Origin of the sequence: Haladaptatus sp. QDMS2, assembly GCF_029338295.1 — an archaeon.
Classification (GTDB): domain Archaea; phylum Halobacteriota; class Halobacteria; order Halobacteriales; family Halococcaceae; genus QDMS2.
The window spans coordinates 1763163-1786850 of record NZ_CP119791.1; the positions used below are offsets into that span (position 1 = coordinate 1763163).

Below are 23688 nucleotides of genomic sequence, written 5' to 3' on the forward strand. Positions count from 1 at the left end.
GCAGACGGCGAATCGATTATCCTGACGATAGACGGCGACACCCACGAGTTGCCACGCTCGGTCGCCCGACAGTTGCACGACGAAATCGGCGAGGCGTTACACCACCGCGAAGAGTTCTTCCGCACCGTCGGCGAGTATCGTGAGAACGGCACCTACCGCGTGAGTCGCCGCGGCGCGACCTCCGGCGGGAACGCCAAGGTGTTCCGCAGTTTCGAGGAACTGGAACGCCTGTACGAGCGGTTACCAGCGGCGTTCACCGCAAACGACATCGGTCGGACCGGCATCACCGGGTCGCGTCGGCACATGCTGGTGCGTCACTTCGCCGAACATCCGACCTTCGCGTGCAAAATCACGCGCCGAAATCCACTGACGGTGAAAAAAGGGTAGCTATCGAATCGTCGTGTGCTCAGATTCCTCGTTGAGCGCGAGGTTCGTCGCGATTTCGGCGTTACGGACGGCGTACTGAGCCGTCTGCTGGAGGCTCACGAGCACTTCTCGGACCTGCAGGAGGTCCTTATTCGACATCTCCGGGAGGTCGTTCAGGATCTCGTGTTCCTTGTCGCCGATTTCTGCGAACATCTTCCTGACCTCGATGGTCATCTCGAAGTCGCGTTCGACCGCAGAACGGACGGCGAGCTCCGTGATTTCGTTCACCTGGTCCGTAAACTCGCGGATGCGGCGCATCGTCGCGGAGTCGACGTTCAGGGTGTGGCCGTCCGTCTCGATGACGGTCTTCGCGATGTCCTCTGCGTTGTCGGCCGTGAGTTCGAGGTTCTTCGCGATAGAGCGGTAGCCGATGAGCGGGAAGCCATCGGCGAGGCCCACGGCGCGGGCGAGGTTGGGGTTCTGGTAGGCGGTGAAGATGAGGCGAAGCAGCAGGACGAAGATTTTGTTCGCCTGTCGCTCGCGGTTCAGGGCGCGCTGGGCGAGGTCCGGGTTGCCGTGCGCGAGGGCCTTTACTGCCTCGTTTCGCATCGTAGAGCCGGTCGATTCGAGGCGTTCTAAGAGATTGTCGAGTGTGAAATCTTCAGGGTCAACAGAACAGCGGATGGCGATGCGGTCTGGGGTCTCCTCGATGACGCCGAGGCCCATGAGCTGGGTCTCCGCGTTGTACACCGCGTTGATGTGGGCGCTGGTGAGGGTCTCACCCTCGTCAGCTTCCACGTGGATTACCCGGCGGCCGAGGACATACTGCGCGACGATTGCCCGCTCGACGGAATCTGCGTCGAGGTTCTTCGCGTGGATGATAGCCTCAGACTCCTCGGTCTGTGCCGACTCCGGCATGACCGTGAGTGTACCCTTTCCGCCCATCCGAATCGTCACCTCATCGCCCTTCTCGACTCCGTGTGCCTTTGCCCATTCCGCGGGCAACGTCATCGCCAGAGTCGAGGGTCCGAGTCGCTGTACCTTACGTGTCTCCATACGGAATCTTCTCTATTCGGACTACCTTATATCTCACCATATGGGAATAATCCACCTTGTTCTCCGTACTAGGGCCTAAGAGGGTGTTAAACGGCTTTCAGCATTCGGTGTTCGAATCGACCGACGCGAACGCGATACCAGCCCTTTAATTCCTCGTCGAGCGCCGAATCGCCCGTGTCAACACGCAGCACACCAATGTCGTCGATCTTCGCTCGCGACCCGACGACGTCGACGTCGCACTGGCGAATGACGGCGGGAGACAACTGGTGGTTCCCCCGCCCAAAGATGAATCCCTGCCCACCGATGGGGGAGACGACGATGCGATTTTGTGCTCCGAGGGCGTCGAGAATCTGCGCTTCGTTGCCGTCGGTGACGAGTACCTCCCCGTCTCGCCAGACGTCGACGCCCAGTGGCGACCCGTCGAACCCGAGCGCGTCTTTGATTGCGCCCACGGTGCTGCCGGGACCGAGGACGTAGGTGACCGCCGGGTCGATGTCTGCGACGAACCCATCGACGAGCGTCTCGATGGTTCCAGAAGAGAGTTGTTTCGACGACTGGCGGTCGTCTGCAACCGGGACGTTCACCACACCTTTGAGTTCCGCGCGCACCTCGCCATCGCGGTAAGCGGCCTCGTCTAAGTCCATCACTTCGCTCGATTCGACGCGGTCGAAGGTGGCTGCGATGTGCCCTGCCGCACTCGGCGAGACGGCGAACACGGCGGAGTAGATTTTCACCCCGGTCGGAATGCCGAGCATCGGCGTCTCCGCGTCCAACTCGGCGAGCGTCTCGGCGACGTCCACAGCGGTGCCATCGCCGCCAGCGAACAGGACGAGGTCCACGTCAGCTTCGACGAACCGCCTGACGGCTTCCCGGGTGTCCGCGGCAGTGGTGTCAGCGGGTGCTTCGGAGACGAGTTCGGGAGTGAAGCCAGCGGCCCTCGCTGCGGCCTCACCCATCTCCCCGGAGACCGTGAGAATCGTCGCGTCGGGGGCGTGTTTGGCGAGGCTTTCGAGAGCGTCGCGAGCGCGAGCCGGCGAGCGTGGTTCCGCGCCGAGTTCGCGGGCCTGCTCGACCGCGCCGTCAGTCCCCTTGAGGCCGACGCGCCCGCCCATGCCGGCGATTGGATTCACCACCACTCCGATGCGTCGCATGGTCGTTCATGCGCGAGTTCGACACAAAAGGGGTGCGGTGGCGGCGAGGGAGAACCAAAGCCCAATTATTATGTCAATCTACCCGATTAGAGCCACCACACAGGAACGGAACAGATGATGATAGACGAATTAGATGAGATAGTCGAGTACGCTACGTATCGATTCGGGGACAGCCTCCGCGTCGTCGGATACGTCACCGAAAATGAGCGTCATTCGACAGTTATGCGCGACGATGTCGCAGAGCAGTACGATGCAGCAGAGTTGGACAGAATCAGGGACGAACTCGTGTTGAGCACCATCGACCACGACCATCAGGAAAACCTGTACGCAATGGGGACCCCCCAGGCGACCGTGCGGGTGTTCGAGGAGGCCGTCCTGGTCGCGTTCGACAATCCGGATGAGAACGCAGCAATCATCGTTTCGCTCGACATCGACGTCGACTGTTCGCTCGTCGAATTCGTCACGGAGTGTCGGGCGCGATTCGACGGCGGCGGTGGCTGAGCCAACGTATGAACATTTAAGCGAACCCGCTTGCAACGACTTTTCATGTTTGTTCCACTCGTCGAAGCGGGAGAAACGGCCTTCACGGCCGCACAAATGAACCTCATCGGAGGCGCGATGGGCGTCCTCGGACTCGTCCTCGTCGGCGGCTGGTGGTACTACCTCTACCGCTAAGCTTCTGTCACGCGTTCTCGTAGCCACGCTTTCGCCGCAGCGACCGCGTCTTCGTCCTCGCTTTCGAGCTTGATGCGAACGTTCTCGCCTGGATAGCTGCCGACCTTGACGCCGAACTTCGCTTGAACCTCGTTCATCCGGTCGATGAGCGCGCTCTCGGGTTCGGCGGCGACGACCTGATCGGTGTAGCGTTTCGTTCCCGCGAACTCGTCCGCGACGAGGTCGAACATCGCCTTCATCTCCGCTGGGACACCGGGGAAGACGTACACCGACTCAACCACGCAGCCGGGGGCGACGCCGACTTCGTTGGGGAGCATTCGCGCTCCCGAGGGCAGGTGGGCGGTCCCCGTCGCGAGGTCGTCGCGCGAGTAGCCGCCGTGCGTCGTGAGCCATTCGAGAGCTTCGTCGTGTGGTTCGACGGACTTTCCGAACGCGGCGGCAATGCCGGCCATCGTCAGGTCGTCGTGGGTCGGTCCAAGTCCGCCCGTAACGAGGACGGCGTCGTACTCGGCGTGGTATTCGTTGACCACGCGGGCGATGTCGGCAACCCGGTCGGGGACGGTGGTCACGCGTTCGACCGTGACACCGCGCGCGGCCAATTGCTGGGAGAGCCAGGTGGCGTTCGTGTTGACGGTGTCTCCAGCGAGTATCTCATCACCGACGGAGACCAGGGCGACGCGCATACCGCTCGGTAGGAGTGGGGGTCGTAAAAATCCACAGTTAGCAGCGAGTTACCTGACGTCGAAGTCCGTGAACATCCCGAGTCTGTAGTGGGCCGGGAGGTTGCAGATGAGTGCGTAGTGTCCCGCTTCCATATCGACGGTCAGGGTCGCCGTGTCTCCAGTCTCCAGGTCCTCTACCTCGTCTACGAGTTCGATGCCCGGTGCACCGGCTTCGTCTACATCGCCGTTCTCGTCGGTCGGTAACTCAGCCGCGGGAATCTCCGTCCGTAGCACGACGAATTCGTGGACAGAGGGCCCATCGTTCGTGATATTGAACTGGATGCGCCCGGCCTCCACGGAGTCGTCACTCAGGATGATGTCGAAGTCGTTGAGCGTGACGTCCACTTCTGTGTCAGCAGTTGCACCCGTCCCGCCAGTACAGCCGGCGAGCGCGACGACGGCGAGGCCCCCAGTCGCTTTCAGGAAGGTACGACGGTCGGCCGTCCCCAGTTCCCCACGCAGTACCCCAGTTGACGCAGCCTTCGTGCTGGCCATAGGGTAGTGTACGCGGGCTGTGAGGATAGGCTCATCGTCGGGTCTCAGCACGTGAGACTACGCGAGATAGCGAATTGCAGTTGAAGAAATCCTGCCCGGTCAGATAGCGAGGTCGCCTTTTGCCTTGACGACGTCCACTTCTGAGGCGTCGATTGCATCGACTTCGAGGTGCATCGGGATGAACTCCCGGCGCTCGAAGGCTTCCTGTTCGTCTGCCGTGCCGATGGTACACCAGAGCTGGACGCGGTCCGGGCCGTGGTAGTCACCCTGTCGTGCGACGCCGAAACAGACCATCTCTTGACCGTCGTAGTTGATGATACCACCCTTGCGGATGCCGGGGTCCCCGTGGATGATGAGCCGCTTCATGGTCGTCGGTTTGGGCGACGGTGAAATTATACTGTCGGTTGCCGGTGGCCAGCCATACGCTCCAATTTGCCATCCGCCGTGAGAAATATAGTCTCGCCAACATTAACTCCTGAGCGATTGTATATTCCGGAAATGTACGGTCGTCGTCCGTTTCTTCTCGCCTGCGCTGTTGCGCTGTCCGGCTGTTCGCTCGTTACCGACCGGGATGGACCGTCAGAGAGCACGCTCACGCTCGACGTTCGAAACGAACGCACCGGTCCGGTCGACGTGACCGTGACGGTCACGGACGAAGAGGGAACCGTCGTGGACGAGGAAACCGACCGAATCGACGCCAGCGTGAGTCGAGCGTTCGAATTCGAGGTCACGGACCAGCGCGAGTACACAGTGACCGTTTTCGGGAGCGACTGGGGGACGGAACTCGCCTGGAACGCGGCGACCTGCGCGCTCCTCGATTCGACCGTCCGGCTCACCGACGAATCGGTCGAAAATAGTGGTGAATGCGTCCAGACCCGGTAACGGGTCGTTACTCGTAACTCGCGACGTTGTCCATGTGGTAGACGATTTCGTCGGAGACGTTGTCGAGATAGCCGGAGTGGTTGCTCCCAACCTGTGAGGTGGCGTCGTAGTCCCAGTAGTTACCGGGCGCGGTGTTGCCCGATTCCTTGCCAGTTTCACCCAGCGCCTGGTCGAACTCGAAGGAGTTGTAGGCCCAACTGAGCGTGCTGTCGTCGTTGCTGTAGTAGTTGAACGTCGCTCGGGTCTCGTTTGCCACTGCGTAGTAGCCGTCGCCGTGTTCGAGCGTCGGGCGCTCGTTGTCGACGGCCGCGCCAATCAGATGGACCGAGTCGATTTCGTAGCCGTACTGGTCCCAGTCGGAACTCACGTCGAGCGTTTCGAGGGCGCTGAAGGTGACGTGCGCGCCGAGCGAGTGGGCGACGATGCGGATGGTGCCCCCACAGTAGTACTTGTAATCGAGGAGGAACTGGGCGAGTTTTGGGCCATTTTGCTGGGCGATGTCCTGTGATTCGTTCCAGCCGTAGTCGCCGCCCCCGCCCTTGTTGTTGTCCCAGCTATAGCCGATGGTGGTTCCCCAGTAGCCGTTAGCGTCGAGTTGGCTGTCTGCGTGTTCCATCTTGTCCTCGGCGGCTGCCTCCGCGTCGCTGTCCGAACCCTTTTTGTCCCAACCGTGGACGAAGACGGTCATGTCGGAGACACAGCTCGTGTCGATGCCGGGAACCGTGCCGTCGGTGTCGTAATCGGTCGCCGTGTGACCCGCCGTGAGGTTGGCGTCGTCGTCGAAGTGGCCGCGCGTCGAGACCACCGGAACGTACGTGGCCGCCGAGGCGGTGGTCGCGCCGAGTGCGGTGAGTCCTGTCGCTGCGATGCCGGTGCGTTTGAGGAAGTTGCGTCGTTTCATTCGTTGGTAGCGTGTAGTGGTTTGCGAACTGGCCGACTGCCCGTCGCGTGACGAACAGCTTTTGTTACAGATAAAATTATTATAAAATTATCTAATAGAACTACCGGGGTGAATAATAAACACGTTCCACCCATGTATGCCAATAGCTGTGATGGGTTACGCCGTCGCGGACCCGCGGAAGGCGACGGGGCGACACGTGCGTGAGACACGGGAAAACCAAATGCGTTTTAAGGCGTGGCACGTTACGCCAGCATAAGGGATTAGCTATGCAGATGCCACGACGCTTCAATACGTACTGTCCGCATTGCCAAACGCACCACGAACACGAAGTCGAGAAAGTTCGTCGCGGTCGCGAAACCGGGATGAAGTGGATCGACCGCCAGCGTGCCCGTGGCAAAGCCACGATCGGTAACGCAGGCAAGTTCTCCAAGGTGCCTGGTGGCGACAAGCCAACGAAGAAAGTGAACCTCAAGTACCGCTGCAGCGACTGCGGGAAGGCCCACCTCCGCGCCGGCTGGCGTGCTGGGAAGCTCGAGTTCCAGGAGTAATCTCATGGCAGGAGCCTTCATCACCGTCAAATGCGCAGATTGCGAGAACGAACAGACCCTCTTCGAACGCGCGGCCACGGAAGTCGCCTGCGCCGTCTGCGGGCACACGCTCGCCCGTCCGACCGGCGGCAAGGCGACCATCGAGGGTGAGGTCACAGAGGTCGTCGAGTCACGATGAAATACAGCGGCTGGCCCGAGCCGGGCGAACTCGTCGTCGGAAAGGTAGAAGACATCGAGAACTTCGGTGTGTTCATCGACCTCCAGGAGTACGACGAAAAGCGCGGACTCGTCCACATCAGCGAGGTGGCCAGCGGATGGATCAAGAACGTTCGTGACCACGTCCGTGAAGGACAGACCGTCGTCTGTAAGGTGCTCTCGGTCGACGAGAACTCCCAGCAGATCGACCTCTCTATCAAGGACGTAAACGACCACCAGCGCAAAGACAAGATTCAGGACTGGAAAAACGAGCAGAAAGCAGACAAGTGGATGCTCATCGCCTTCGGTGAGGACATCGCAGACGAGGAGTACGCATCCATCGCCAACGAACTGCTCGACGAGTACGGAAGCCTCTACGCTGGCTTCGAGGCCGCCGCAATCCACGGCGCGAGTGCCCTCGAGGACACCGACTTAGACGACGACGAAGTGAGCGCAATCGTCGAATCCGCTCGCGAGAACGTCTCTGTTCCGTACGTCAACGTCACGGGCTACATCGACCTGCGCTGTCCGGCCCCGGACGGCGTGGACGTCCTCAAAGAGGCGCTGAAGGCGGCCGAGGAGGACGCGGACCTCCCCGACGACATCGAACTCGGCGTCACCTACGTCGGGTCGCCCGAATACCGCATCAAGGTGAAAGCGCCCGACTACAAACTCGCAGAGGACGCCCTCGAAGCGAGCGCCGGGCGAGCAAAGGACTACATCGAGTCCCACGGCGGCACCGCGCTCTACCACCGCGAACGCCACGAAGACGACGAATGAAATCAGACATCCGGGTGTGTTCGGCGAGTGCGACCGCACACGACCGCCCGGTGTACACGCTTTCTGCGACCTGCCCGATTTGCGGCGCCAAGGCCGTGAACTCAGCCCCGGCGAAGTTCAACCCCGAAGACCCCTACGGCGAGTACCGACGCGCTCTTAAACGCAGAGCACACGAATAGTGCCGTATGGACGAGTTTGACATCGAGGTCCTCGCCGACCCCGAACTTTCTGACCCAATTCTGGTAGAGGGACTCCCCGGCGTGGGCCACGTTGGGAAGTTGGCCGCCGAGTATCTCGTAGAACAACTTGACAGCGAGCTGGTACGCCGCGTCTACACCGAACACTTCCCCCCACAGGTGAATTTGGAAGATGGCATCGCGGAACTCACCTGTGCTGAGTTCCACGCCATCGAAGGCGAGGAACACGACCTGCTCGTGCTCACGGGCGACCATCAGGCACAGGACAACGCGGGTCACTACCGCCTGACCAACGCCTTCCTGGACGTGGCAGAGTCGTTCGACGTCTCGAAAATCATCGCCCTCGGCGGCGTCCCGACTGGCGAACTCATCGAAGAGTACGCCGTCCTCGGCGCAGCCACAAACGAAGACCTGGTCGCCGAACTCGAGGACCTCGGCGTGGAGTTCCGCGAGGACGAACCGGCCGGCGGCATCGTCGGCGTGAGCGGCCTCATGCTCGGCCTCGGTCGCCGGCGGGGCATCCCCGCCGCGTGCCTGATGGGCGAGACGAGCGGCTACCTCGTGGACCCAAAGAGTGCACAGGCGGTGCTCAAGGTGCTCGAAGCCGTGCTCTCGGTCGAACTCGACTACGAGGACTTAGAGGAACGCGCAGACGAGATGGAAGACGTGATGGGCAAAATCAAAGAGATGGAACAGAGCGCGGCCCCGACCGACGAGGACCTGCGCTACATCGGCTGATTAGTTCGTATCGACACCGACGACGAGGTTCGTCTCGTCAGTGCCACTCACGTCAAAGAACCCTTCTCTGACGGTTGGATTCACCTCGACCGGCCCGAAATCGTAGGTGCCCGTCGAGTCCGGACACTCGACGAAGTACGAATAGTTCGTCGTCGCGTTCGCAATCGCCTCCTTCGTGAAGTAGACGTAGTTGCCCTCGACGCGGTCTACGTCTTCGCTATATGCTTCGAGCACCGTCCAGCCGTCGGGTACGTAGTCGCGGACGACAGACCGGTCCGTCGGCGTCACCGACAGTTCGAGGTGATTCGTTTGCCCGGCCGTGAACACGGAGCCGTCGTCGTGGCGCTGCCCGGAGACGGAGAACGCCTCCTGTGGCGCTTCTACCGGGTCCACCGAGAAGTCGCCACCGCCGAAGGTGACGCGCTCCAGTCCGTTCTGCATCGTCCGAACCTGCGTGAAGCCCATCGCGTTGGTCAGGACGAGGTAGCCGAGGAACGAGACGGAGTAGTCGAGCATTCCGAACGGGTGGAGATTCGACTGGGAAGCGGGCGGGAGCAGGCTGCCGATGCAGTGGATACCCGTCCGGTCGTCTGCCGTCCACGTAAGCGAGCCGGCGGAGATGCGCCCGTCGGTGGTCCCCGCAATCGAGGGCACGGCGGCCCCGCCCGCAGCTTCTTCGAAGGCTTCCACGTCCACGAGCGTCATCGGCGCTTCGTTGCTCGTGGAGTAGCCAAGCGGCGTCATCTTCCAGAGCGCCTGTTGAATCGGTCGGGTGTCTTCGAGCAGCGGGTGTTCTGGGTCCTTCTCGCCGAGGTGGCCGATGTAGAAGTTTTCGGGTGAGACGCGTTCGCCCTGAACGTCTGCGGCAAGGGTGTTTTGCAGCTTGCCGAGCAGATTGAGGCCGGTGTCCGTGAGGACGAGGTTGCCGTCGTTTTCGACGAACGCGTCGAGTGCATCGACGTAGGCCGGTTGCTCACCGCCGAAGTTGTGGATGACGACGGCGTGGTCGTAGTTCGCGAGTGCGCCGTTTGCCACCTCGTCTATCGTGACGGGTTCCACCGAGCCACTGTCGAGGAACCCAGCGAGGTCCTCGAAGAATTCGAACGGCGTCACTTCGTAGTCGGTCTGCTCGTAGCCGAGTGCACGGACGGGGTCAGGGTTCGGGCCGGAGGACCCGAGCGTCCCGTAGCGGACTTCGGTGAACGCCGGTTCCGCCTTCAGATTCTCCATTCTGACGGTCCACGTACCCGCTTCCGGGCGCTTCACTTCCCAGGCTTCCTGGTCACAGCAGCGGCCACCGATGGCGTGGCCACCTTCGAGTGGGTTCTCGGAGCGGACGACCTCGCCGGATGGGGCCACGAGTTCGGTTTCGAGCAGCGCATCGTGGGCGTGGACGTGCGCAGAGAAACTCGAGAGTCCCGACGGTACGTCGAACGTGCTCGTCGCGACGCCGTCGCCGGCGACCTGCTGTTGGTCGGTCGAACTGCTCGTCGTCGTGGTCTGTGAACTCTCGCCCGGCCCGAGGAACGTCGCATTGATTTCGTACGTCGAGGCGGCGTTGGCCCACGTCTCCGCGATGAAGGTGTACTGGCCCGGCCCCGCGAGGTCTGCGGAAATCGTCTCCGGGTTGTCGGCCGTCGCCGCCGCCCCGATGCGGTTGCCGTCCGGGTCCTCCAAGTAGAATTCGAGGTCCTGTTGTTCGGGGGTCCACGAGAGTTCTGCCTGCACCTTGGTCGGACTCCCTTCGAGGTCGACGGTGTGGAAGGTCTCTTCTGCCGTCGTCTCCGCGCCCGTCGCGCCCGGCCCAATCGTGCCGGAGGCGCTGTAGGAGTCGAGTTCCTTGAGAGTAAAGGAGAGGTCGTCCGAGGAGCGCGTCAGCCCGTCGGTCGTGACGTAGGCCACTCGGTCGCCGCCCGTCTCGATGGACGTGTCGAATTCGTCTGTGCTGTTTGGCGTGTCGCTGTTCTCGTAGGCGTAGCGGGCGATTGTCTGGATGGCCGTCTGATAGCCAGTCACCTGCATCTCGACGATTTCGGGGTGGTAGACGTTCGTCCCGACCATGTGCGAGTAGGCCATCTCGAAGTCCATCGTCGTCATGCCGAGGCCGCCGAACTCCTCGGGGTGGGCCATCCAGTCGCCCATCGCGCCCGTCACGGTGTAGTCGATGGTGTCCCAGATGCCGGCGTAGTCGAACGCCTGCTCGGGGAGGACGCCGAAGCCCTGTGGCGAGACGTTCGTATCGCCTGTGATGGTCTTCTGTAAGTCGGCCGCGGTAACCCACGTTTCGAGGGCGCTCTCCAGGTCGTCGTCGATGACGCGACACATCTGGTAGAGTTCGTGGAGTTGCCGGGAGTCGAACTGGTCCTGGCTGATGAGGCCCAACACGAACTCCTTGGCGTTCAACATCCCGTGCATGTCCGCGCCGTAGTCCAGATTCTCGTACCCGCGGAAGTGGTCCACGATGGTGAGCGCGTCGGTCACTTTGTCGAGCGACCGTTCTGCCGGGTCGTCCGGTTCGCCGGGATAGTGCGCCGGCGTAATCCACCCGACGGTCGGATACTGGCGGTTCGTGTCGTAGACGCCAGCGTTGCCGCGCTCGTACATCGGAACGACGGGGACGCCGTCGTCCGGCCCGACGAGTTGGTAGCCGCTTTCGTACTGGGGATGTCTCGCGACCCAGCCGTCGGGGTTGGTGTAACAGAAGATGAGCACGAGGTCATCGAGCAGTTGTTCGATTTCGGGGTCGCCACCGCGGAGTAACTTCTCGATGTACCGCGACCCGGCCTCCGCCCCGGCGCGTTCTAAGCCGTGAAGTGACAGGCTGTAGAACACCTTCGTCTTCTCCTCGAAGGCGGTCTGGTCCTCGATGTCGTTCGTGATTTCGACGACGTAGACGTCCTTCGGGTCCACGCGCCCGCTAATCTCGTTGTAGTGGCCCGGACTCGTGCCGATGGAGTAGTAGCGCATCCGGTCTGCGTTCTCTTCCTGAAGGTGGCCGATGCCATCTATCATCTGCTCGTAATCGACGTAATCGACCGAGCGCTTTGCCTCCGGGAAGACACCGAGTGGGTAGTAACCAAGTCGCCAGAACGGGTTCGACCCCGGCGAGTGGCTGAGCGTCTCCGCCGTCGGTAGGTCCGCAACCTCGGCCGATTCAGTCGCCGTGAACTGCCCGTAGGCGGCTGGTTGTGGCGTGCTCGTCGTTTCGAGAGCGGCGTCGAGGTCGAGCGACGCGATGTCGTCGAGCCCCGACTCCTCTGAGAACGTGACGAGCGTCGGGACGGCGTAGTCCGTCGGCGTGTGATTGACGACGTATTCGTATTCCGCGCTCATCGTGTCTGCGGACACGTCGGCCGTCGCGTTGCCCGGGAGGGCGAGCGCCCCCGCGGTCGCCACAGAGAGGCGGACGAAGGTTCGACGTGAGATACGACTGGCTGCGAAACGGTCTGTCGGTGGAGAATTCTCGTCTGTCATAGTGTCGGTGTGGGCAGCAAGGCCCACGCGTATTTTCACGAGATGTCTCTCAGGTACAAAGTCTTCTGACAAATGTGTCCAATTAACACGCCATCCACACGGTTCATACGCTTCGCGGTCCAACATCATCCGTGATTGGTGACCTGCTGGCTGCGCTTCCCGGCTGGCTCGTCCTCGGCGTTGCGCTCGGGATGGCATTTTCCCTCGCGATAGCCACGGTGTTCGTCGTCGGCGAACGTCTGTACCCGACGGCCCCAATCGACCCGCGCCACGTCTGGAGCGGCGACGAGCGTCGGCGCAACGAGATTCGGGAGTTTCTCCATACTATCGGCGAACCGTTCGCCGAAAACCACCCCGTCGAAGGCCAGACGGTCGATTTCTACCTCCCGATGCGCGACGTGGCGATAACGTTCGACGCACGGGCCTACTACCGCATCGAAGGTTCGCCCACCTACGCCGTGCTCGTCGAACACGAGATGCCCGGCTTTCAACTGGCCGGCAGACTCCCCTTCGAAACGCCCGAAATCGAGATTACCGACGGCACGCCCGACGCGACGAGCATGGCCTTCGCCGTCCTCGGTGTCCCGAAAACAGCGAACAGCACGGAACTCAAGCGAGCGTACAGAGAGCGCATCAAGGAGGTCCACCCCGACCACGACGGCGACTACGAGACGTTCAAGCGCGTCCGCGAAGCCTACACCACCGCGAAAAAACGAGCGGACTGAGTGCGTGCGAACTGATTAGAGGTCAGCGACTTCGTAGGCGAGTCCCGCATCGCGAAGCGCGTCGGTCACGCGACCGGCGGTATCGACGGTGGCGACGACCACGACCGAGAGGCCGCGACTCGCCGCGTCGGCGGCGACTTCACCGGCCGCGAAGATGGTGTCCGGCGTCCGTTCGATGCGTCGGAGCGCCCCGACTGCCTCGACGCCCATCGCCGCGACGAGGTCCGCCGTCTCGCAGGCCGCCGCGAGCGTGTCTTCGTCAACCTCGTCGTCACCGGCCCGAACCGGCGACACCTGATAGACCGTCACGTCGCCCGGTTCGAGGTCGATGACGCCCGAAAAGCCGGTGACGCCGACGACTCGACCGGACTCGGCCATGGTCGTCGCGACGCCGGTCGCTGGTCCCGCTGCGCCGGGCGTCGCGTGGAGGAGGCCATCGACGATAGAGAGGGTCACCGTCTCGCCAGCCTCCACGGAATCGGTCGCGATTGCAGCGTCCTCCTGGACGTTTCCGAGCACGTCCTCCGTGACGTGTTCTGCAAAGCGCCGAACGTCCGTGGCGGCCTGAAACAGCCAATCGACCCCCTCCTTGGTCACGCGGTAGCGCGAGCGCCCCTCCTTGCGCACGAGGCCCTCAGCGACGAGGTCACGGATGTACTCGCTCACGGCCTGACTCGTCACGCCGACGGCCTCCGCGATTTCGCCCTGGCTCACGGCTGGCTGTCGGTCGGCGATTTCGACGAGGATGCGAAATCGGGTTGCGGCGCGCTTGTTTTCGAGGACGTCCGCCATACCACGTTCTACGGACGGGGGGCTATAAATTGCGTCGCCTTACCGGAGTGGCTAGAGCGGTCAGCGGTGGTCCGCCAGCACCACCTCCGCCGCGACCCGCCCGCTCTCGAGTGCGCCCTGAATCGACGACCACTGGGTCCAGTCGCCCGCGAGGTAGACGTTCTCGTCGCCGTCGCGCACGTCGGGCAGGCCAGATTTGAATCCGGGTGGCTGGCTAAACTGCGCGAACTCGATGCGGTCGGTGTGGATGTGTCGGAGGCTCCCGAAGGACTGTTCGGGGAACCACGACGCGAGGGCGTCGCGGCTTCGTTCGGTGAGTTCCGCGTCCGTCGCATCGGGCAGGCCGAGATAGGTGGCGCTCACGAGATGCTCGCCGCCGGGGGCGTAGTTCGGGCAGACCGCGGAGAGCGGCGCGACCTGATTTGGCCCCTCCTCGGTCGCGTTCAACACGAGCCGGCGGTCGGTGTCGAGGGGCGTCGAGAGCGAGTAGTACTGGGTGACACAGGACTGGGCCTGGCGTGGAATCGCGGACACGTCGGTCAGGTCGTAGGCGGATTTCGGGTCGGTGGCCACGACGACGGCGTCGGCTTCGAGCGTCTCGTCGTCGAGTTCGACGGTCGGTGCGTCCCCGCCGAAGACGCCGACTGCGTGCGTGTCGAGGGAAATGTTCGCACCCGACTGGCGGGCGTGGTCGGCCAGTTGCTCGGGAATAGCGCCCATCCCCTGTTTCGGCACGACAGTGTCGCCCGTCGCAAGCATCTGGAACGTGTAGTCGAACACCGCAGCGGAGGTGGCAAGCGACCGGTCGAGCGTGATGCCGCCGTAGAACGGCGCGGCGAAGTTGTCGATGAAACTCTGTGAGAACCCGCGTGCGCGGAGACCGTCTTCGATAGACCGGTCTTCTCCGTCGAAGAATGTCTCCGGGTCCCGTTTTCCGAGGGCACGACGGAGTTTCAGGATGCGGAATTTGTCGCGGAAGGTCACCTCGCGGTTGAATAGCGACTCGCTCAGGTCGCCGGGGTTGCGAAGCGGGTCTGCGAGGACCGACCGGTGGCCGGGGCGGGCGATGGTCGCCCCCGGTTCGAAGGCGTAGAGTTCGAGGGCGTCGAAGTCGAGTTCCCGCCGAGCGGCCGGATAGGCAGTGAACAGGACCTGAAAACCCCGGTCGAGCGTGAAACCGTCTTTCTCGATGGTTTGCACGCGACCACCGACGGTGTCCTCCTGTTCGACGACGTGGACCTCGATGCCGGCGTCAGCGAGGCGGCGGGCGGCGACGAGGCCGGAGAGCCCCGCCCCGATTATCACGACTCGTGTCATAGTTTCGTATAGTCCGGCGAGACACAAAACCGTATTGCGCCGAGACAGACAGCGATTTGTCGATTGCTCCGTAGATACAGGTATGGAGACGACTGCTGCGTTCCGCGGTCTCACGTGTACGGACTGTGGCGAGGCGTTCGACGCCGAGGCGGCCACCCACCGCTGTCCCGAGTGCGGCGGCATCCTCGACCCCACCTACGACTACGACGACATCGAGTTGACCCGTGAGGACCTCGAATCCCGGCCTTTCACCGGGATGTGGCGCTACGAAGAACTGCTCCCCTTCACCCGCGCGTCGAGCGTGACGATGGACGAGGGCGCGACGGCGCTCGTCGAGGCTCCCGCCCTCGCAGAGCGCCTCGGCGTCGGCCGCGTCGTCATCAAAGACGAAGGGCGCAACCCCACGGGGACGTTCAAGGACCGCGGCCACGCCGTCGCCGTCACCGCCGCCGTCCAGCACGGCGCGACGGACATCGCGCTTCCCTCCGCCGGAAACGCCGGCCAATCCGCCGCAGCCTACGCCGCCCGCGCTGGCCTCGCCTCACACGTCTTTCTCCCCTCTCGCTCCGCGTTCGTGAACAAGGCGATGGTCAACGTCCACGGCGGCGACATGAAAGTCGTCGAGGGGCGCATCGGCGACGCCGCAGACCGCTACGCGAGCGCGATGGCAGACGAAGACTGGTACTCGACGGCCACCTTCCAGACGCCCTACCGCCACGAGGGCAAGAAAACCATGCTCTACGAGATCATCGAGCAACTCGACTGGGAGGTCCCCGACGCCATCCTCTACCCGACCGGCGGCGGCGTCGGCCTCGTCGGGATGCACAAGGCCGCCCGCGAGTTCCGCGACCTCGGCCTCATCGACGACCTCCCGCCGATGTACGCCGCACAAGCCTCGGGGTGTGCGCCAATCGTCAAGGCGTTCGAGGAGGGCAAAGACCGCCACGACGTGTGGGAGGTCCCCGACACCATCTGCGGCGGCATCGAAATCCCCGACCCCGGCGCGAGTCCGCTCATCCTGGAGGCCATCCGCGAATCAGACGGCGGCGCGGTGGCGACCGACGACGACGAAATTCTCGACTCCGCCGTCGCCGTCGCCCAGCAAACGGGCGTCGAGATGGGCGCGACCTGCGGGGCGGCCGCGAGCGGCGCGTGGGAACTCGCAGAGCGCGGCGAGTTCGGCGAAGACGACACCATCGTCCTGCTCAACACCGGCGCGGGCAACAAAGAGGACGACATCCTCCGCAGTCACCTGATGGGAATGGGCTTCTAAACTACCACAGAATCGGCAACAATCCCGTTTTTGGACCGTATTTTCGTGTGAAACGGAGGCCTACCAACTGGCGTGAGACGTATGTTGCAACTCGTGGTAGACGCAGGTTTCAGCGGGACTCCGCACCTGCCGAACCTGAAACGTTGAAATTACAATATCCAGACGTATTGAATCAACAGCGGGTGAAACAGATGAACCGAACCCGACGATCGTTTATCAAAACCGGCGTCGCGCTCGCGGCGCTCGTGAGTGGGACGACGACTGCAGCTGCTGGGGGATGTGGGAGAGAGCCACCACAACCACCACGACAGGAACCGTGCAACAAGTTCGATGATACCGAGAGTGATTGGTATCTCAACCGTGACAGGGTAAAGGGAGAAGATTGGGCTGATAATGCAGACACAGCCGGGAATTTTGGCCCGCAACCTGGTGAAGTGGCTAACGACGTGGTGTTCCCGACGAATGCCGACCTTCCACCCGGACACGATAAGGTTCCAGAACCGCACGACAAAGACGAAAGTCCGCCACTGGAGAACGGACAGAAAGTCGGACACTGCAAATTCGACCCGCACCCGAACAGCTCAAACGACGAGTAAGCGGCTTTCGGAACCGACGCTGCAACAAAGTCACCTTTTTCGTGGCCAGTCCCCTACGACCAGCCAATGCTGGATATCCTCTCGACGCTCGTCGCGGGCGTCGTCTTCGGGCTCGCTATCGCGGCCCCGCCCGGTCCCATGAACGCGGTCATCGCAGAGGAGAGCGTGCTCCGAGGGTGGCTCGCTGGGGTTCGTGCCGGGCTCGGCGCGTTCACGGCCGACGTGGTGTTTTTCGTCCTCGCGCTCTACGGCGCAGTCGCGTTCGTCGAGACCTACCCGACTGTGCGCGGCGTCATGGTCGCCGCCGGTGGGTTGTTGATGCTGTACTTCGCCTATGGTGCGGCCCGGAGTGCGACCCAGACGTTCACGGGTGACGGCCTCGACGACGACCAGAAGGGGTTCCAGAAGGCGTTCGTCCTCGCGCTCACGAACCCGTATCAAATCGTGTTCTGGCTGACCATCGGCGTTGGCCTGCTCCAGCCGGGAACCATCGACGTGTTCGCGCTCGTTCCCTATGTCGGCGACCAGCTCGCGGGGTCGCTCGTCGTCGAGACGGGAAGCACGATGCTCCTCGTCGGTTTCTTCGGCGGCATCCTCGCCTGGGTCGGTGGCTTTCCGGCGACGCTCGTCGCGGCTGAACACCGGACGGATGCGTTCGCTCCGGTCGTCGCGTATCTCAGCGCCGGGATTCTCGCGGTGTTCGGCGTGCTGTTCCTCACAGATGGCGCAACGACGCTGTTTTAGGGCTGGTCGGGGTCGCGGGTCACCACGCCGTCCCCCGTCGAGAAGGTGACTTCGCGGTCTTCCGCGACGGTGAGGTCCACCGTCGCTGCGGTGATTGGCGACTCGGCGGTCTCTTGTGCCGACTGGTCTTCCGTCTCGGGGGACCAGCGGACGATGGCCGCGCGAGGGGCGAGGTCGTCGGTCTGGGCGTCGGGGAAGGTCAGACACCCCTCGGCACGGACGGTGTCGCCGACGCGGGTCAGGGTCTGCATGTGGACCTGCTGGGCCGAAGACCCGTACGGTCCCTGGACCACGAGGAGGGTGTGTTCGTCGAACGACGTCTCCCTGGCGAACGAAGCGGCGTCCTCCGGCAGGTTGGAGTAGTCGAATCGCTCCGCCTCGTTTTCGGTCGAGACGAGCGTGGTGTAGTACTGTTCGGTTCCGTCGTCGTACTCGTCGAATCCGCCTTCGATGAACCCCGCACGGGCGACGCTCACGCTGTCGAAGTCGATGGGTGATTCGCCCATGTCCCGACACAGGTGGAGTTCGTCGTTCGACTGGCCGATGGTGTCAGCGCAACCCGCCAGCCCGGCGAGTGAGGCACTCGCTGTGAGGGACAGAACCTGTCGGCGACTCGGCGACATAGGCGAGGCTAGGGACCCGCTGGGCAAGAAAGTGGTGGCCCACGCGGCTGTGGCCCGCTATACGTCGGCGCTCATCTCGGCGATTTCAGCCTCTAGCCACTCCTGGAACCACTTTACGCGCTTCAGGCGCTGGAACGCGATCGAGCGAGCAGTTTCCGACTGCACTCGCTGGGCGGCGTCACGGCCGCGTTCGAGCACACGTCCAACCATCTCCGCCGAATCCATGTGCGTCCGGGCCTCGTAGCCCATGCGCAGGAGCATCAGCGTGGTGCCGTTCGCGCCGACCTTGTCGAGCAAGTCGGCCTCAATGAGACACTGCGTTTCGAGCGTCAGATTCGAGAGGTCACCCTGATACGAGTGGTCGGTAATCGAGTCACACACCTGCGTGATGAATGACTCAGGGTAGTCGCCGTGGGATTCGAGGAACGCCTGCGCGACGCGGGCACCCTCCTCTGCGTGGACCTCCTGGTCTGCTTCCAGTTTCGCCACGTCGTGAAACAGCGCGGCGACGCGGGTCACGTCCACGTTCGCCCCCTCGTTGCGAGCAATCTTCGTCGCGAGCCCGACCACGTTCAGGATGTGGTTGTACCGGTACTCGGCGGAGTGCCACGGGTACCATCGCATTCGGCCACCCTCGTCTTCGTTGCGGACTGAGGCCTGGAGATAGTCGTAGACAAACTGCTTCATCTCCTCGAACGCCTCGTCCGTGATGGGTGACTCCTGAATCTCAACTCCCACAGAACCGCCCCCAGAGCGATGTAGTTGTGTTCATGTTACGTAGAAAAAGGTATGTTCTACTCTTTAGCGTTACGACAATCCGATTGATTAATCAGGAGCCTCCACTAGGTGGTATGGATTCGATACCCCGGTATCTCACCGACACCGACGCGAGATCTTTCGAGTCGACCGTTACCCGGGTCGCAGACGACCGGGTCGTTCTCTCAGAGACGCTCTTCTATCCCGAAGGCGGTGGCCAACCGGCAGACCACGGAACGCTACGGGCCGACGATGCGGAGTGGGCCGTCTCCGACGTCCAGAAGAAAGACACGATATACCACACGCTGGGAGCAGAGCCGCCCGCAGAGGGCACCACCATCACCGGCGAACTCGACTGGGAGCGCAGATACGCTCACATGCGCTACCACACGGCCCAGCATCTCCTCTCTGCGCTCCTCATCGAGGAGTACGACGCACCGACCACGGGGAACCAACTGTACACCGACTATGCACGCATGGACGTCGAACACGACCGCTTCACCGACACCGACCTCGCCGATATCGAAGCCCGGATGAACGACCTCGTCGACGAATCCCTGCCCGTGACCTGGTACGAGATGGACCGCGAGCAGGCAGAGGCCGAACTCGACCCGGTCAGAACACGGATTAACCTCTTGCCGAAGTCCATCGAACGGCTCAGAATCGTCGAAATCGAGGGATACGACCGAACCGCCTGCGCCGGAACGCACGTCGCGAACACCGACGAGATTGGAACAGTCGAGATTCAGGGGCGCGAATCGCGGGGGAAGGGATTCGAGCGGGTCCGGTTCGTTCTCGACGAGTAGGCTGTGCACACGGCGTGCGAACTCCCGCATGGCATTCGTGGTGACATCCCGGAGTTCACGCATGAACGTCAGGCAGGTCATCCCGCCGGATGCCATCCCGAGCATCGACGACCCCACATTCACCGCCGCGTACGATGGCGACTCCGACGAGCGAATCGTCGTCTTCGTCACCCCCGAAGGGATGGCGACCTTCGAGAATCCGGGATTCTCGTTCAACCGCGCAGCCCAACCCGGCGTGTTTCGAGCAGATGGAACCCGGTGGGACGGCGTGACCGGCGAGAGCGACGATGGGCGGACGCTCACCCGGGTACCGACGCGGTGGCTGTTCGCGTTTAACTGGCAGGACGACCACGGTCCACGCTCGTTTTTCTCGAATTGACTACTTTTTAACCTGAAAATTGGTCGTTCGAACAGCAATTTTGCCGACTAATTCGCGTTAACGCGCAAAGAATTATATAAAAGTCGCTCGATTCACCACTTGCATGGCGTACTCAGCTGAACCTTCGACGACAACTCCCGTGTGGCGTGACCCGGAACACTGTCCGTTCTGTGGGGCAGAACTGGTCGACGGTGGACCGGCATTCATGGCACACATCGACGACAGTCAATCCTGTAATCAGGGGTTCAGTCTGTGGCGCCAGCAAGTCGCAGACGACATCGGCAGCGAGTGGGGCGGCTAAGCCTTACTCTGCGTACGGTCGTTCGTAGCCGTTGTTGATGACGTGGCGCACGTAGTTCGCGTAGGTCCGGTCTGCGGGATTCGTGGCAACCTGTTCGTACTGGACTACGCCTTCTTCGTCCACGATGAACGTCCCAGCGAGTGGAATCTCTCCGTGTGCGGCATGATGTTCGGTGCCAGCATAGGCGGAAACCAGTTCCAGGTCGAGGTCCGAAAAGAGCTGTATTTTGAGGTCGAACCGATCGCGCATCTCCCGGAGCCGTGAAACCGGTTCGTTGCTCACGGCGATGATCGTCGTGTCGTGGTTTCGCCAGAGGTCGTATGCGTGATTGCTGAACGTCTGGAGCTGTTCTGCACAGTACGAACACCAGTGACCGCGGAAGGTCAGCACGACGACGGGACCGTCCTCGCGTGCCGCCGTGAGGGTGCGCGTGCTGCCGTCCGTGCCCTCGACAGAGAACTCCGGTGCGTCCGTGCCTTCGAGTGTCATACCCGCTTTTACGGGAGCGATGGCTTGACGCTACGGGTTGTGGCAACAGGAAAATCGAGCGGTGTGTCGTCCGTTCAGGCCGACTTCATGACGCCCTCGACGTCGGCTGTCGAGTAGTCGAGGCCGTGGGTCTCTTTTGCGTGCATTTTGACCATCTCGATGAGTTCGTCCTTGTTCTCTGAACGAATCATGAAGTCACAGTCGTTTCCAGCATCGCGGCAAAGTACTTGGTGAGCCATTGGCATCTCCGACCCCACAGAGGCGAGCGTTTCACGTAGTTATAGTTCCCTTGCACCAGAGCAGTCAGGAAAAGCGGACGATTAGGTGTCGTCGTCGTGGTGCTCGCGGTGGAGTTCGAGTGCCTCCTCCGGGGTGACGGTTTTCCACTCGCCGTCACCGAAACTGACCTGTACCATCCCGTCAGGGATGTCGGCCTCGACTTCGACGGCGTGTTCGGTGGCGATGTGTTCTGCGAGCCGGTCCTGTGCTGCTCGCGTCGTGGGCGCGACTGCGTGCCAGCCACAATCGTCGTTTGGACAGCGAAGCATTCGTGGCTGAGCAATCGGGGCAGATAGCTTAATGCTTTCCTAACAGCTGCTACCACGCCACACAAACGAACGACGGTGGGATGTCTCTCGCCTGACCGGACGTTCCCGATGCGAAGACGTCCACGAATTCGGGAAAACCGCCGAACGTGGCTCGTCTCGAGGCATACTTAATCGGCTATCTGACGTAGGTTCTGTATGGCATCGAGCAATCAACGATTCACGAATCCAGATCTCACGCCCGAGGAGTTCCGCGACCTCGGGTATCGGACGGTGGACATGATCGCGGAGTTTTACGAGGGTCTCGACCGGCATCCGGTGTTCCCCGCAAAGCACGAGCAAGATGTCGAAGCGCTGTTCGAGGAGCCACTGCCGATGGACGGGCAGGACCCGACAGCCATCGTCGAAGAGTGGCGGACCAAAATCCTGCCGAACGCGACCCACAACACCTCTCCGCGCTACTTCGGCTACGTGATGGGGTCGGGGACGATGATTGGCACCCTGGCCGAGGCGCTCGCCGCCGCGGTCAACATGAACACCGGCGGGTGGAAACCAGCCCCAGCCGCCACTGAGGTCGAACGGCGCACCATCTCGTGGCTGTCGGAACTCATCGGCTACGACCCAGATTGCGGTGGTTTGCTCACGAGCGGCGGAACGATGGCGAACTTCATCGCAGTTCTCACCGCGCTCAGAAACGTCGCCGAATACGATACGACCGTAAAGGGTCTCCAGACGGCCGACCGACCGGGGCGCTACACGCTCTACATGGCCGACCACGAGGGTCACTCCTCGCTGTACCGGGTTGCGGATATGCTCAACCTCGGACGCGAGGCAGTTAGATTGGTCCCGAGCAAGGATGATTTCACGATGGATACAGCCGCGCTCGAACGACTGCTCGACGAAGACATCGCGAACGGCGACGTTCCGTTCTGCGTCGTCGCGCAGGTCGGGTCGATTAACGTGAGTGCCATTGACCCGCTCGCGAAAATCGCCGATATCTGCGCGTCTCGCGGCCTCTGGTTCCACGCAGACGGAGCCTGTGGGGCCGTCGGCGCGATGCTGCCCGAACTCGAAGCGCGCTACGAGGGCCTTGACCGCGCGGATTCGATAACGCTCGACCCGCACAAGTGGCTGTACGTCCCCTACGAGTGTGGAGCCGTTCTCGTCCGCGAGGGGGACCGCCTGCGCCGGTCGTTCGACATGGAAGCGCCCTATCTCCACGGGACGCTCCCCACCGAGTACGAGGGTCACGATTTCTACCAGCACGGCCCGCAGATGTCGAGAGGATTCCGGGCACTCAAACTCTGGATGAGCCTCAAACACTACGGCGTGGAGGGCTACCGCGAACTCCTTCGCCAGAACATCGCGTGTGCTCATCACCTCGACGCGGTCGTGCGAAGCGAACCCGACTTTCAGGCGGTTCAGGAGCCAAACCTCTACATTTACTCGTTCCGGTACGTCCCCGCGGACCTCCGGGCCGAGGAACTGCTGGACGACGAAAACACGGCCGTCATCGACGAGTACCTCGATACGCTCAACCAGAAAATCGCGGACGCGATACAGGAGAGTGGGCTCGCGTTCTTCGGAACCACGTCGATTCACGACCGGACCGTGCTTCGGTTTTCGATTTGCTCTCACCGGTCAACGACCGCGGATATAGATGACGTGGTCGCGGCGATTCGCGCCGCTGGTGACGAACTCGACAACGCGGATAGACCGACGCTCGCAGCGACGAATCCGGACCTCGCACGGCGATAAAACGTGGGTGCGGGTGGTTCAGCAGGCGGTCGTTAGGAGTCGTTTTCGTCTTTGTCTTTGATGTCGACGTGCACTGGATCGTCGTCACGACGCTCCTCATCGCCCATCAGGCGATTTCGGAGGTCGTCCGTAAACGACTGGACACGGTCTTTGAGCGTCTCCATCTCGTCTTCGAACTCCTCTACGTTTCGTTCGACGTGATAGACCCGTGTGTGCGGAATCCGTCGAATCGTGTCGTTTCCCTCCTCGTCTTCCCCCGTCTTGATAATCCAGTGGTCCTGGAAGTAGGCGACGTGCTCGTTGTCGACAGTCTGTTCTGTCTTTCCGTCTGCACTTTCGTAGACGATAGTCGCCTGACCGAGGTCGTTTTCGACCATATCTGGTCACGTCGCCGGACACAGAAA

General features: G+C 62.2%; 31 protein-coding genes. 16 read left to right on the forward strand and 15 right to left on the reverse strand.

Translation table 11 applies throughout. The features are described 5' to 3' along the window. Positions 1 to 21: 21 nt before the first annotated feature. Entirely contained in the window at positions 22 to 387 is a 366-nt protein-coding gene (locus P1M51_RS09630) for a hypothetical protein (protein ID WP_369685101.1), read from the forward strand. Here the strand turns inward: P1M51_RS09630 and P1M51_RS09635 are convergent, their stop codons facing one another. Both P1M51_RS09635 and P1M51_RS09640 read right to left on the reverse strand, forming a co-directional pair. Further along, positions 388 to 1422, reverse strand: a complete 1035-nt coding sequence (locus P1M51_RS09635) for a phosphate uptake regulator PhoU (protein ID WP_276247990.1) — start codon at positions 1420 to 1422, stop codon at positions 388 to 390. A gap of 86 nt (positions 1423 to 1508) precedes the next feature. After that, positions 1509 to 2573, reverse strand: a complete 1065-nt coding sequence (locus P1M51_RS09640; RefSeq protein ID WP_276247991.1) for an ATP-NAD kinase family protein — start codon at positions 2571 to 2573, stop codon at positions 1509 to 1511. 114 nt (positions 2574 to 2687) lie between these two features. Between P1M51_RS09640 and P1M51_RS09645 the strand changes: the two genes are divergently transcribed. Further along, complete coding sequence (locus tag P1M51_RS09645) at positions 2688 to 3074, forward strand: hypothetical protein (RefSeq protein WP_276247992.1); 387 nt, start codon at positions 2688 to 2690, stop codon at positions 3072 to 3074. A gap of 45 nt (positions 3075 to 3119) precedes the next feature. Further along, positions 3120 to 3248 carry a hypothetical protein gene (locus tag P1M51_RS09650; protein WP_276247993.1) on the forward strand — a complete coding sequence of 43 codons (129 nt, stop codon included), beginning with the start codon at positions 3120 to 3122 and terminating at the stop codon, positions 3246 to 3248. Here the strand turns inward: P1M51_RS09650 and P1M51_RS09655 are convergent. From P1M51_RS09655 to P1M51_RS09665, 3 genes are all read right to left on the reverse strand, one after another. Beyond that, on the reverse strand, positions 3245 to 3931 hold the full coding sequence (locus P1M51_RS09655; protein ID WP_276247994.1) for a molybdopterin-binding protein: 687 nt from the start codon (positions 3929 to 3931) through the stop codon (positions 3245 to 3247). The two genes, P1M51_RS09650 and P1M51_RS09655, sit on opposite strands and share 4 nt — an antisense overlap. 48 nt (positions 3932 to 3979) lie before the next feature. Beyond that, positions 3980 to 4465 carry a cupredoxin domain-containing protein gene (locus P1M51_RS09660; protein ID WP_276247995.1) on the reverse strand — a complete coding sequence of 162 codons (486 nt, stop codon included), beginning with the start codon at positions 4463 to 4465 and terminating at the stop codon, positions 3980 to 3982. A 99-nt stretch (positions 4466 to 4564) separates the two neighbouring features. After that, complete coding sequence (locus P1M51_RS09665) at positions 4565 to 4831, reverse strand: HAH_0734 family protein (protein WP_276247996.1); 267 nt, start codon at positions 4829 to 4831, stop codon at positions 4565 to 4567. 132 nt (positions 4832 to 4963) lie between these two features. Between P1M51_RS09665 and P1M51_RS09670 the strand changes: the two genes are divergently transcribed. Beyond that, positions 4964 to 5347 (forward strand): hypothetical protein, encoded by a 384-nt coding sequence (locus tag P1M51_RS09670; RefSeq protein ID WP_276247997.1) that lies wholly within the window; start codon positions 4964 to 4966, stop codon positions 5345 to 5347. Between the two features lie 7 nt (positions 5348 to 5354). On the opposite strand, the gene P1M51_RS09675 is transcribed toward P1M51_RS09670, so the two are convergent. Next, positions 5355 to 6248 carry an alpha/beta hydrolase gene (locus tag P1M51_RS09675; protein WP_276247998.1) on the reverse strand — a complete coding sequence of 298 codons (894 nt, stop codon included), beginning with the start codon at positions 6246 to 6248 and terminating at the stop codon, positions 5355 to 5357. A 266-nt stretch (positions 6249 to 6514) separates the two neighbouring features. Between P1M51_RS09675 and P1M51_RS09680 the strand changes: the two genes are divergently transcribed. Genes P1M51_RS09680 through P1M51_RS09700 form a run of 5 tightly spaced genes read left to right on the forward strand, consistent with a single transcriptional unit; the run spans position 6515 to position 8706 of the window. Continuing rightward, complete coding sequence (locus tag P1M51_RS09680; RefSeq protein WP_276247999.1) at positions 6515 to 6796, forward strand: 50S ribosomal protein L44e; 282 nt, start codon at positions 6515 to 6517, stop codon at positions 6794 to 6796. 4 nt (positions 6797 to 6800) lie between these two features. Next, positions 6801 to 6974 carry a 30S ribosomal protein S27e gene (locus tag P1M51_RS09685; RefSeq protein ID WP_276248000.1) on the forward strand — a complete coding sequence of 58 codons (174 nt, stop codon included), beginning with the start codon at positions 6801 to 6803 and terminating at the stop codon, positions 6972 to 6974. After that, positions 6971 to 7771, forward strand: coding sequence for a translation initiation factor IF-2 subunit alpha (locus tag P1M51_RS09690; protein ID WP_276248001.1), 801 nt, complete (start codon positions 6971 to 6973; stop codon positions 7769 to 7771). The genes P1M51_RS09685 and P1M51_RS09690 overlap by 4 nt, the downstream gene beginning before the upstream one ends. Next, positions 7768 to 7950 carry an RNA-protein complex protein Nop10 gene (locus P1M51_RS09695; RefSeq protein ID WP_276248002.1) on the forward strand — a complete coding sequence of 61 codons (183 nt, stop codon included), beginning with the start codon at positions 7768 to 7770 and terminating at the stop codon, positions 7948 to 7950. The genes P1M51_RS09690 and P1M51_RS09695 overlap by 4 nt, the downstream gene beginning before the upstream one ends. 6 nt (positions 7951 to 7956) lie before the next feature. Then, positions 7957 to 8706: a proteasome assembly chaperone family protein gene (locus tag P1M51_RS09700; RefSeq protein ID WP_276248003.1), complete on the forward strand. Its 750-nt coding sequence runs from the start codon at positions 7957 to 7959 to the stop codon at positions 8704 to 8706. On the opposite strand, the gene P1M51_RS09705 is transcribed toward P1M51_RS09700, so the two are convergent. After that, positions 8707 to 12180: a M14 family zinc carboxypeptidase gene (locus tag P1M51_RS09705; RefSeq protein WP_276274431.1), complete on the reverse strand. Its 3474-nt coding sequence runs from the start codon at positions 12178 to 12180 to the stop codon at positions 8707 to 8709. Between the two features lie 191 nt (positions 12181 to 12371). Here P1M51_RS09705 and P1M51_RS09710 point away from each other — a divergent pair, with 191 nt between their 5' ends. Continuing rightward, positions 12372 to 12905, forward strand: coding sequence for a DnaJ domain-containing protein (locus P1M51_RS09710; RefSeq protein ID WP_276274977.1), 534 nt, complete (start codon positions 12372 to 12374; stop codon positions 12903 to 12905). A 15-nt stretch (positions 12906 to 12920) separates the two neighbouring features. Here the strand turns inward: P1M51_RS09710 and P1M51_RS09715 are convergent, their stop codons facing one another. After that, on the reverse strand, positions 12921 to 13697 hold the full coding sequence (locus tag P1M51_RS09715) for a MarR family transcriptional regulator (RefSeq protein ID WP_276248005.1): 777 nt from the start codon (positions 13695 to 13697) through the stop codon (positions 12921 to 12923). A gap of 60 nt (positions 13698 to 13757) precedes the next feature. After that, positions 13758 to 15014 (reverse strand): NAD(P)/FAD-dependent oxidoreductase, encoded by a 1257-nt coding sequence (locus tag P1M51_RS09720; protein ID WP_276248006.1) that lies wholly within the window; start codon positions 15012 to 15014, stop codon positions 13758 to 13760. 82 nt (positions 15015 to 15096) lie between these two features. On the opposite strand from P1M51_RS09720, the gene P1M51_RS09725 reads away from it, so the two are divergent. Both P1M51_RS09725 and P1M51_RS09730 read left to right on the forward strand, forming a co-directional pair. After that, positions 15097 to 16287: a threonine synthase gene (locus P1M51_RS09725; protein WP_276248007.1), complete on the forward strand. Its 1191-nt coding sequence runs from the start codon at positions 15097 to 15099 to the stop codon at positions 16285 to 16287. Between the two features lie 662 nt (positions 16288 to 16949). Continuing rightward, the gene (locus P1M51_RS09730) at positions 16950 to 17627 is read left to right on the forward strand and encodes a LysE family translocator (protein ID WP_276248008.1); all 678 of its coding nucleotides are present in this window, start codon (positions 16950 to 16952) and stop codon (positions 17625 to 17627) included. Here the strand turns inward: P1M51_RS09730 and P1M51_RS09735 are convergent. Both P1M51_RS09735 and P1M51_RS09740 read right to left on the reverse strand, forming a co-directional pair. Next, complete coding sequence (locus tag P1M51_RS09735) at positions 17624 to 18250, reverse strand: hypothetical protein (RefSeq protein WP_276248009.1); 627 nt, start codon at positions 18248 to 18250, stop codon at positions 17624 to 17626. The two genes, P1M51_RS09730 and P1M51_RS09735, sit on opposite strands and share 4 nt — an antisense overlap. 57 nt (positions 18251 to 18307) lie before the next feature. After that, positions 18308 to 18988, reverse strand: coding sequence for an HD domain-containing protein (locus tag P1M51_RS09740; RefSeq protein WP_276248010.1), 681 nt, complete (start codon positions 18986 to 18988; stop codon positions 18308 to 18310). A gap of 113 nt (positions 18989 to 19101) precedes the next feature. Here P1M51_RS09740 and P1M51_RS09745 point away from each other — a divergent pair, with 113 nt between their 5' ends. From P1M51_RS09745 to P1M51_RS09755, 3 genes are all read left to right on the forward strand, one after another. Further along, entirely contained in the window at positions 19102 to 19812 is a 711-nt protein-coding gene (locus P1M51_RS09745) for an alanyl-tRNA editing protein (RefSeq protein WP_276248011.1), read from the forward strand. Between the two features lie 61 nt (positions 19813 to 19873). Beyond that, positions 19874 to 20191, forward strand: a complete 318-nt coding sequence (locus tag P1M51_RS09750) for a hypothetical protein (RefSeq protein ID WP_276248012.1) — start codon at positions 19874 to 19876, stop codon at positions 20189 to 20191. Positions 20192 to 20294: 103 nt separating this feature from the next. Beyond that, positions 20295 to 20492 carry a hypothetical protein gene (locus P1M51_RS09755; RefSeq protein ID WP_276248013.1) on the forward strand — a complete coding sequence of 66 codons (198 nt, stop codon included), beginning with the start codon at positions 20295 to 20297 and terminating at the stop codon, positions 20490 to 20492. 3 nt (positions 20493 to 20495) lie between these two features. Here P1M51_RS09755 and P1M51_RS09760 read toward each other — a convergent pair whose 3' ends face one another. The 3 genes from P1M51_RS09760 to P1M51_RS09770 all read right to left on the reverse strand — a co-directional run bounded on the left by P1M51_RS09760 (position 20496) and on the right by P1M51_RS09770 (position 21529). Continuing rightward, complete coding sequence (locus P1M51_RS09760; RefSeq protein ID WP_276248014.1) at positions 20496 to 20981, reverse strand: peroxiredoxin; 486 nt, start codon at positions 20979 to 20981, stop codon at positions 20496 to 20498. 74 nt (positions 20982 to 21055) lie between these two features. Continuing rightward, complete coding sequence (locus P1M51_RS09765; protein ID WP_276274432.1) at positions 21056 to 21220, reverse strand: DUF1059 domain-containing protein; 165 nt, start codon at positions 21218 to 21220, stop codon at positions 21056 to 21058. An 81-nt stretch (positions 21221 to 21301) separates the two neighbouring features. Further along, positions 21302 to 21529: a hypothetical protein gene (locus P1M51_RS09770; RefSeq protein WP_276248016.1), complete on the reverse strand. Its 228-nt coding sequence runs from the start codon at positions 21527 to 21529 to the stop codon at positions 21302 to 21304. A gap of 195 nt (positions 21530 to 21724) precedes the next feature. Here P1M51_RS09770 and P1M51_RS09775 point away from each other — a divergent pair, with 195 nt between their 5' ends. Further along, positions 21725 to 23284: a pyridoxal-dependent decarboxylase gene (locus tag P1M51_RS09775; protein WP_276248017.1), complete on the forward strand. Its 1560-nt coding sequence runs from the start codon at positions 21725 to 21727 to the stop codon at positions 23282 to 23284. Between the two features lie 32 nt (positions 23285 to 23316). On the opposite strand, the gene P1M51_RS09780 is transcribed toward P1M51_RS09775, so the two are convergent. Continuing rightward, positions 23317 to 23661: a hypothetical protein gene (locus P1M51_RS09780; protein ID WP_276248018.1), complete on the reverse strand. Its 345-nt coding sequence runs from the start codon at positions 23659 to 23661 to the stop codon at positions 23317 to 23319. Positions 23662 to 23688: the final 27 nt, after the last annotated feature.

Bases quoted from the DNA above. Each gene is read 5' to 3' on its own strand.
- P1M51_RS09635 (WP_276247990.1), bottom strand. From the start codon at position 1,422: ATGGAGACACGTAAGGTACAGCGACTCGGACCCTCGACTCTGGCGATG.
- P1M51_RS09640 (WP_276247991.1), bottom strand. From the start codon at position 2,573: ATGCGACGCATCGGAGTGGTGGTGAATCCAATCGCCGGCATGGGCGGG.
- P1M51_RS09645 (WP_276247992.1), top strand. From the start codon at position 2,688: ATGATGATAGACGAATTAGATGAGATAGTCGAGTACGCTACGTATCGA.
- P1M51_RS09650 (WP_276247993.1), top strand. From the start codon at position 3,120: ATGTTTGTTCCACTCGTCGAAGCGGGAGAAACGGCCTTCACGGCCGCA.
- P1M51_RS09655 (WP_276247994.1), bottom strand. From the start codon at position 3,931: ATGCGCGTCGCCCTGGTCTCCGTCGGTGATGAGATACTCGCTGGAGAC.
- P1M51_RS09660 (WP_276247995.1), bottom strand. From the start codon at position 4,465: ATGGCCAGCACGAAGGCTGCGTCAACTGGGGTACTGCGTGGGGAACTG.
- P1M51_RS09665 (WP_276247996.1), bottom strand. From the start codon at position 4,831: ATGAAGCGGCTCATCATCCACGGGGACCCCGGCATCCGCAAGGGTGGT.
- P1M51_RS09670 (WP_276247997.1), top strand. From the start codon at position 4,964: ATGTACGGTCGTCGTCCGTTTCTTCTCGCCTGCGCTGTTGCGCTGTCC.
- P1M51_RS09675 (WP_276247998.1), bottom strand. From the start codon at position 6,248: ATGAAACGACGCAACTTCCTCAAACGCACCGGCATCGCAGCGACAGGA.
- P1M51_RS09680 (WP_276247999.1), top strand. From the start codon at position 6,515: ATGCAGATGCCACGACGCTTCAATACGTACTGTCCGCATTGCCAAACG.
- P1M51_RS09685 (WP_276248000.1), top strand. From the start codon at position 6,801: ATGGCAGGAGCCTTCATCACCGTCAAATGCGCAGATTGCGAGAACGAA.
- P1M51_RS09690 (WP_276248001.1), top strand. From the start codon at position 6,971: ATGAAATACAGCGGCTGGCCCGAGCCGGGCGAACTCGTCGTCGGAAAG.
- P1M51_RS09695 (WP_276248002.1), top strand. From the start codon at position 7,768: ATGAAATCAGACATCCGGGTGTGTTCGGCGAGTGCGACCGCACACGAC.
- P1M51_RS09700 (WP_276248003.1), top strand. From the start codon at position 7,957: ATGGACGAGTTTGACATCGAGGTCCTCGCCGACCCCGAACTTTCTGAC.
- P1M51_RS09705 (WP_276274431.1), bottom strand. From the start codon at position 12,180: ATGACAGACGAGAATTCTCCACCGACAGACCGTTTCGCAGCCAGTCGT.
- P1M51_RS09710 (WP_276274977.1), top strand. From the start codon at position 12,372: ATGGCATTTTCCCTCGCGATAGCCACGGTGTTCGTCGTCGGCGAACGT.
- P1M51_RS09715 (WP_276248005.1), bottom strand. From the start codon at position 13,697: ATGGCGGACGTCCTCGAAAACAAGCGCGCCGCAACCCGATTTCGCATC.
- P1M51_RS09720 (WP_276248006.1), bottom strand. From the start codon at position 15,014: ATGACACGAGTCGTGATAATCGGGGCGGGGCTCTCCGGCCTCGTCGCC.
- P1M51_RS09725 (WP_276248007.1), top strand. From the start codon at position 15,097: ATGGAGACGACTGCTGCGTTCCGCGGTCTCACGTGTACGGACTGTGGC.
- P1M51_RS09730 (WP_276248008.1), top strand. From the start codon at position 16,950: ATGCTGGATATCCTCTCGACGCTCGTCGCGGGCGTCGTCTTCGGGCTC.
- P1M51_RS09735 (WP_276248009.1), bottom strand. From the start codon at position 18,250: ATGTCGCCGAGTCGCCGACAGGTTCTGTCCCTCACAGCGAGTGCCTCA.
- P1M51_RS09745 (WP_276248011.1), top strand. From the start codon at position 19,102: ATGGATTCGATACCCCGGTATCTCACCGACACCGACGCGAGATCTTTC.
- P1M51_RS09750 (WP_276248012.1), top strand. From the start codon at position 19,874: ATGAACGTCAGGCAGGTCATCCCGCCGGATGCCATCCCGAGCATCGAC.
- P1M51_RS09755 (WP_276248013.1), top strand. From the start codon at position 20,295: ATGGCGTACTCAGCTGAACCTTCGACGACAACTCCCGTGTGGCGTGAC.
- P1M51_RS09760 (WP_276248014.1), bottom strand. From the start codon at position 20,981: ATGACACTCGAAGGCACGGACGCACCGGAGTTCTCTGTCGAGGGCACG.
- P1M51_RS09765 (WP_276274432.1), bottom strand. From the start codon at position 21,220: ATGGCTCACCAAGTACTTTGCCGCGATGCTGGAAACGACTGTGACTTC.
- P1M51_RS09770 (WP_276248016.1), bottom strand. From the start codon at position 21,529: ATGCTTCGCTGTCCAAACGACGATTGTGGCTGGCACGCAGTCGCGCCC.
- P1M51_RS09775 (WP_276248017.1), top strand. From the start codon at position 21,725: ATGGCATCGAGCAATCAACGATTCACGAATCCAGATCTCACGCCCGAG.
- P1M51_RS09780 (WP_276248018.1), bottom strand. From the start codon at position 23,661: ATGGTCGAAAACGACCTCGGTCAGGCGACTATCGTCTACGAAAGTGCA.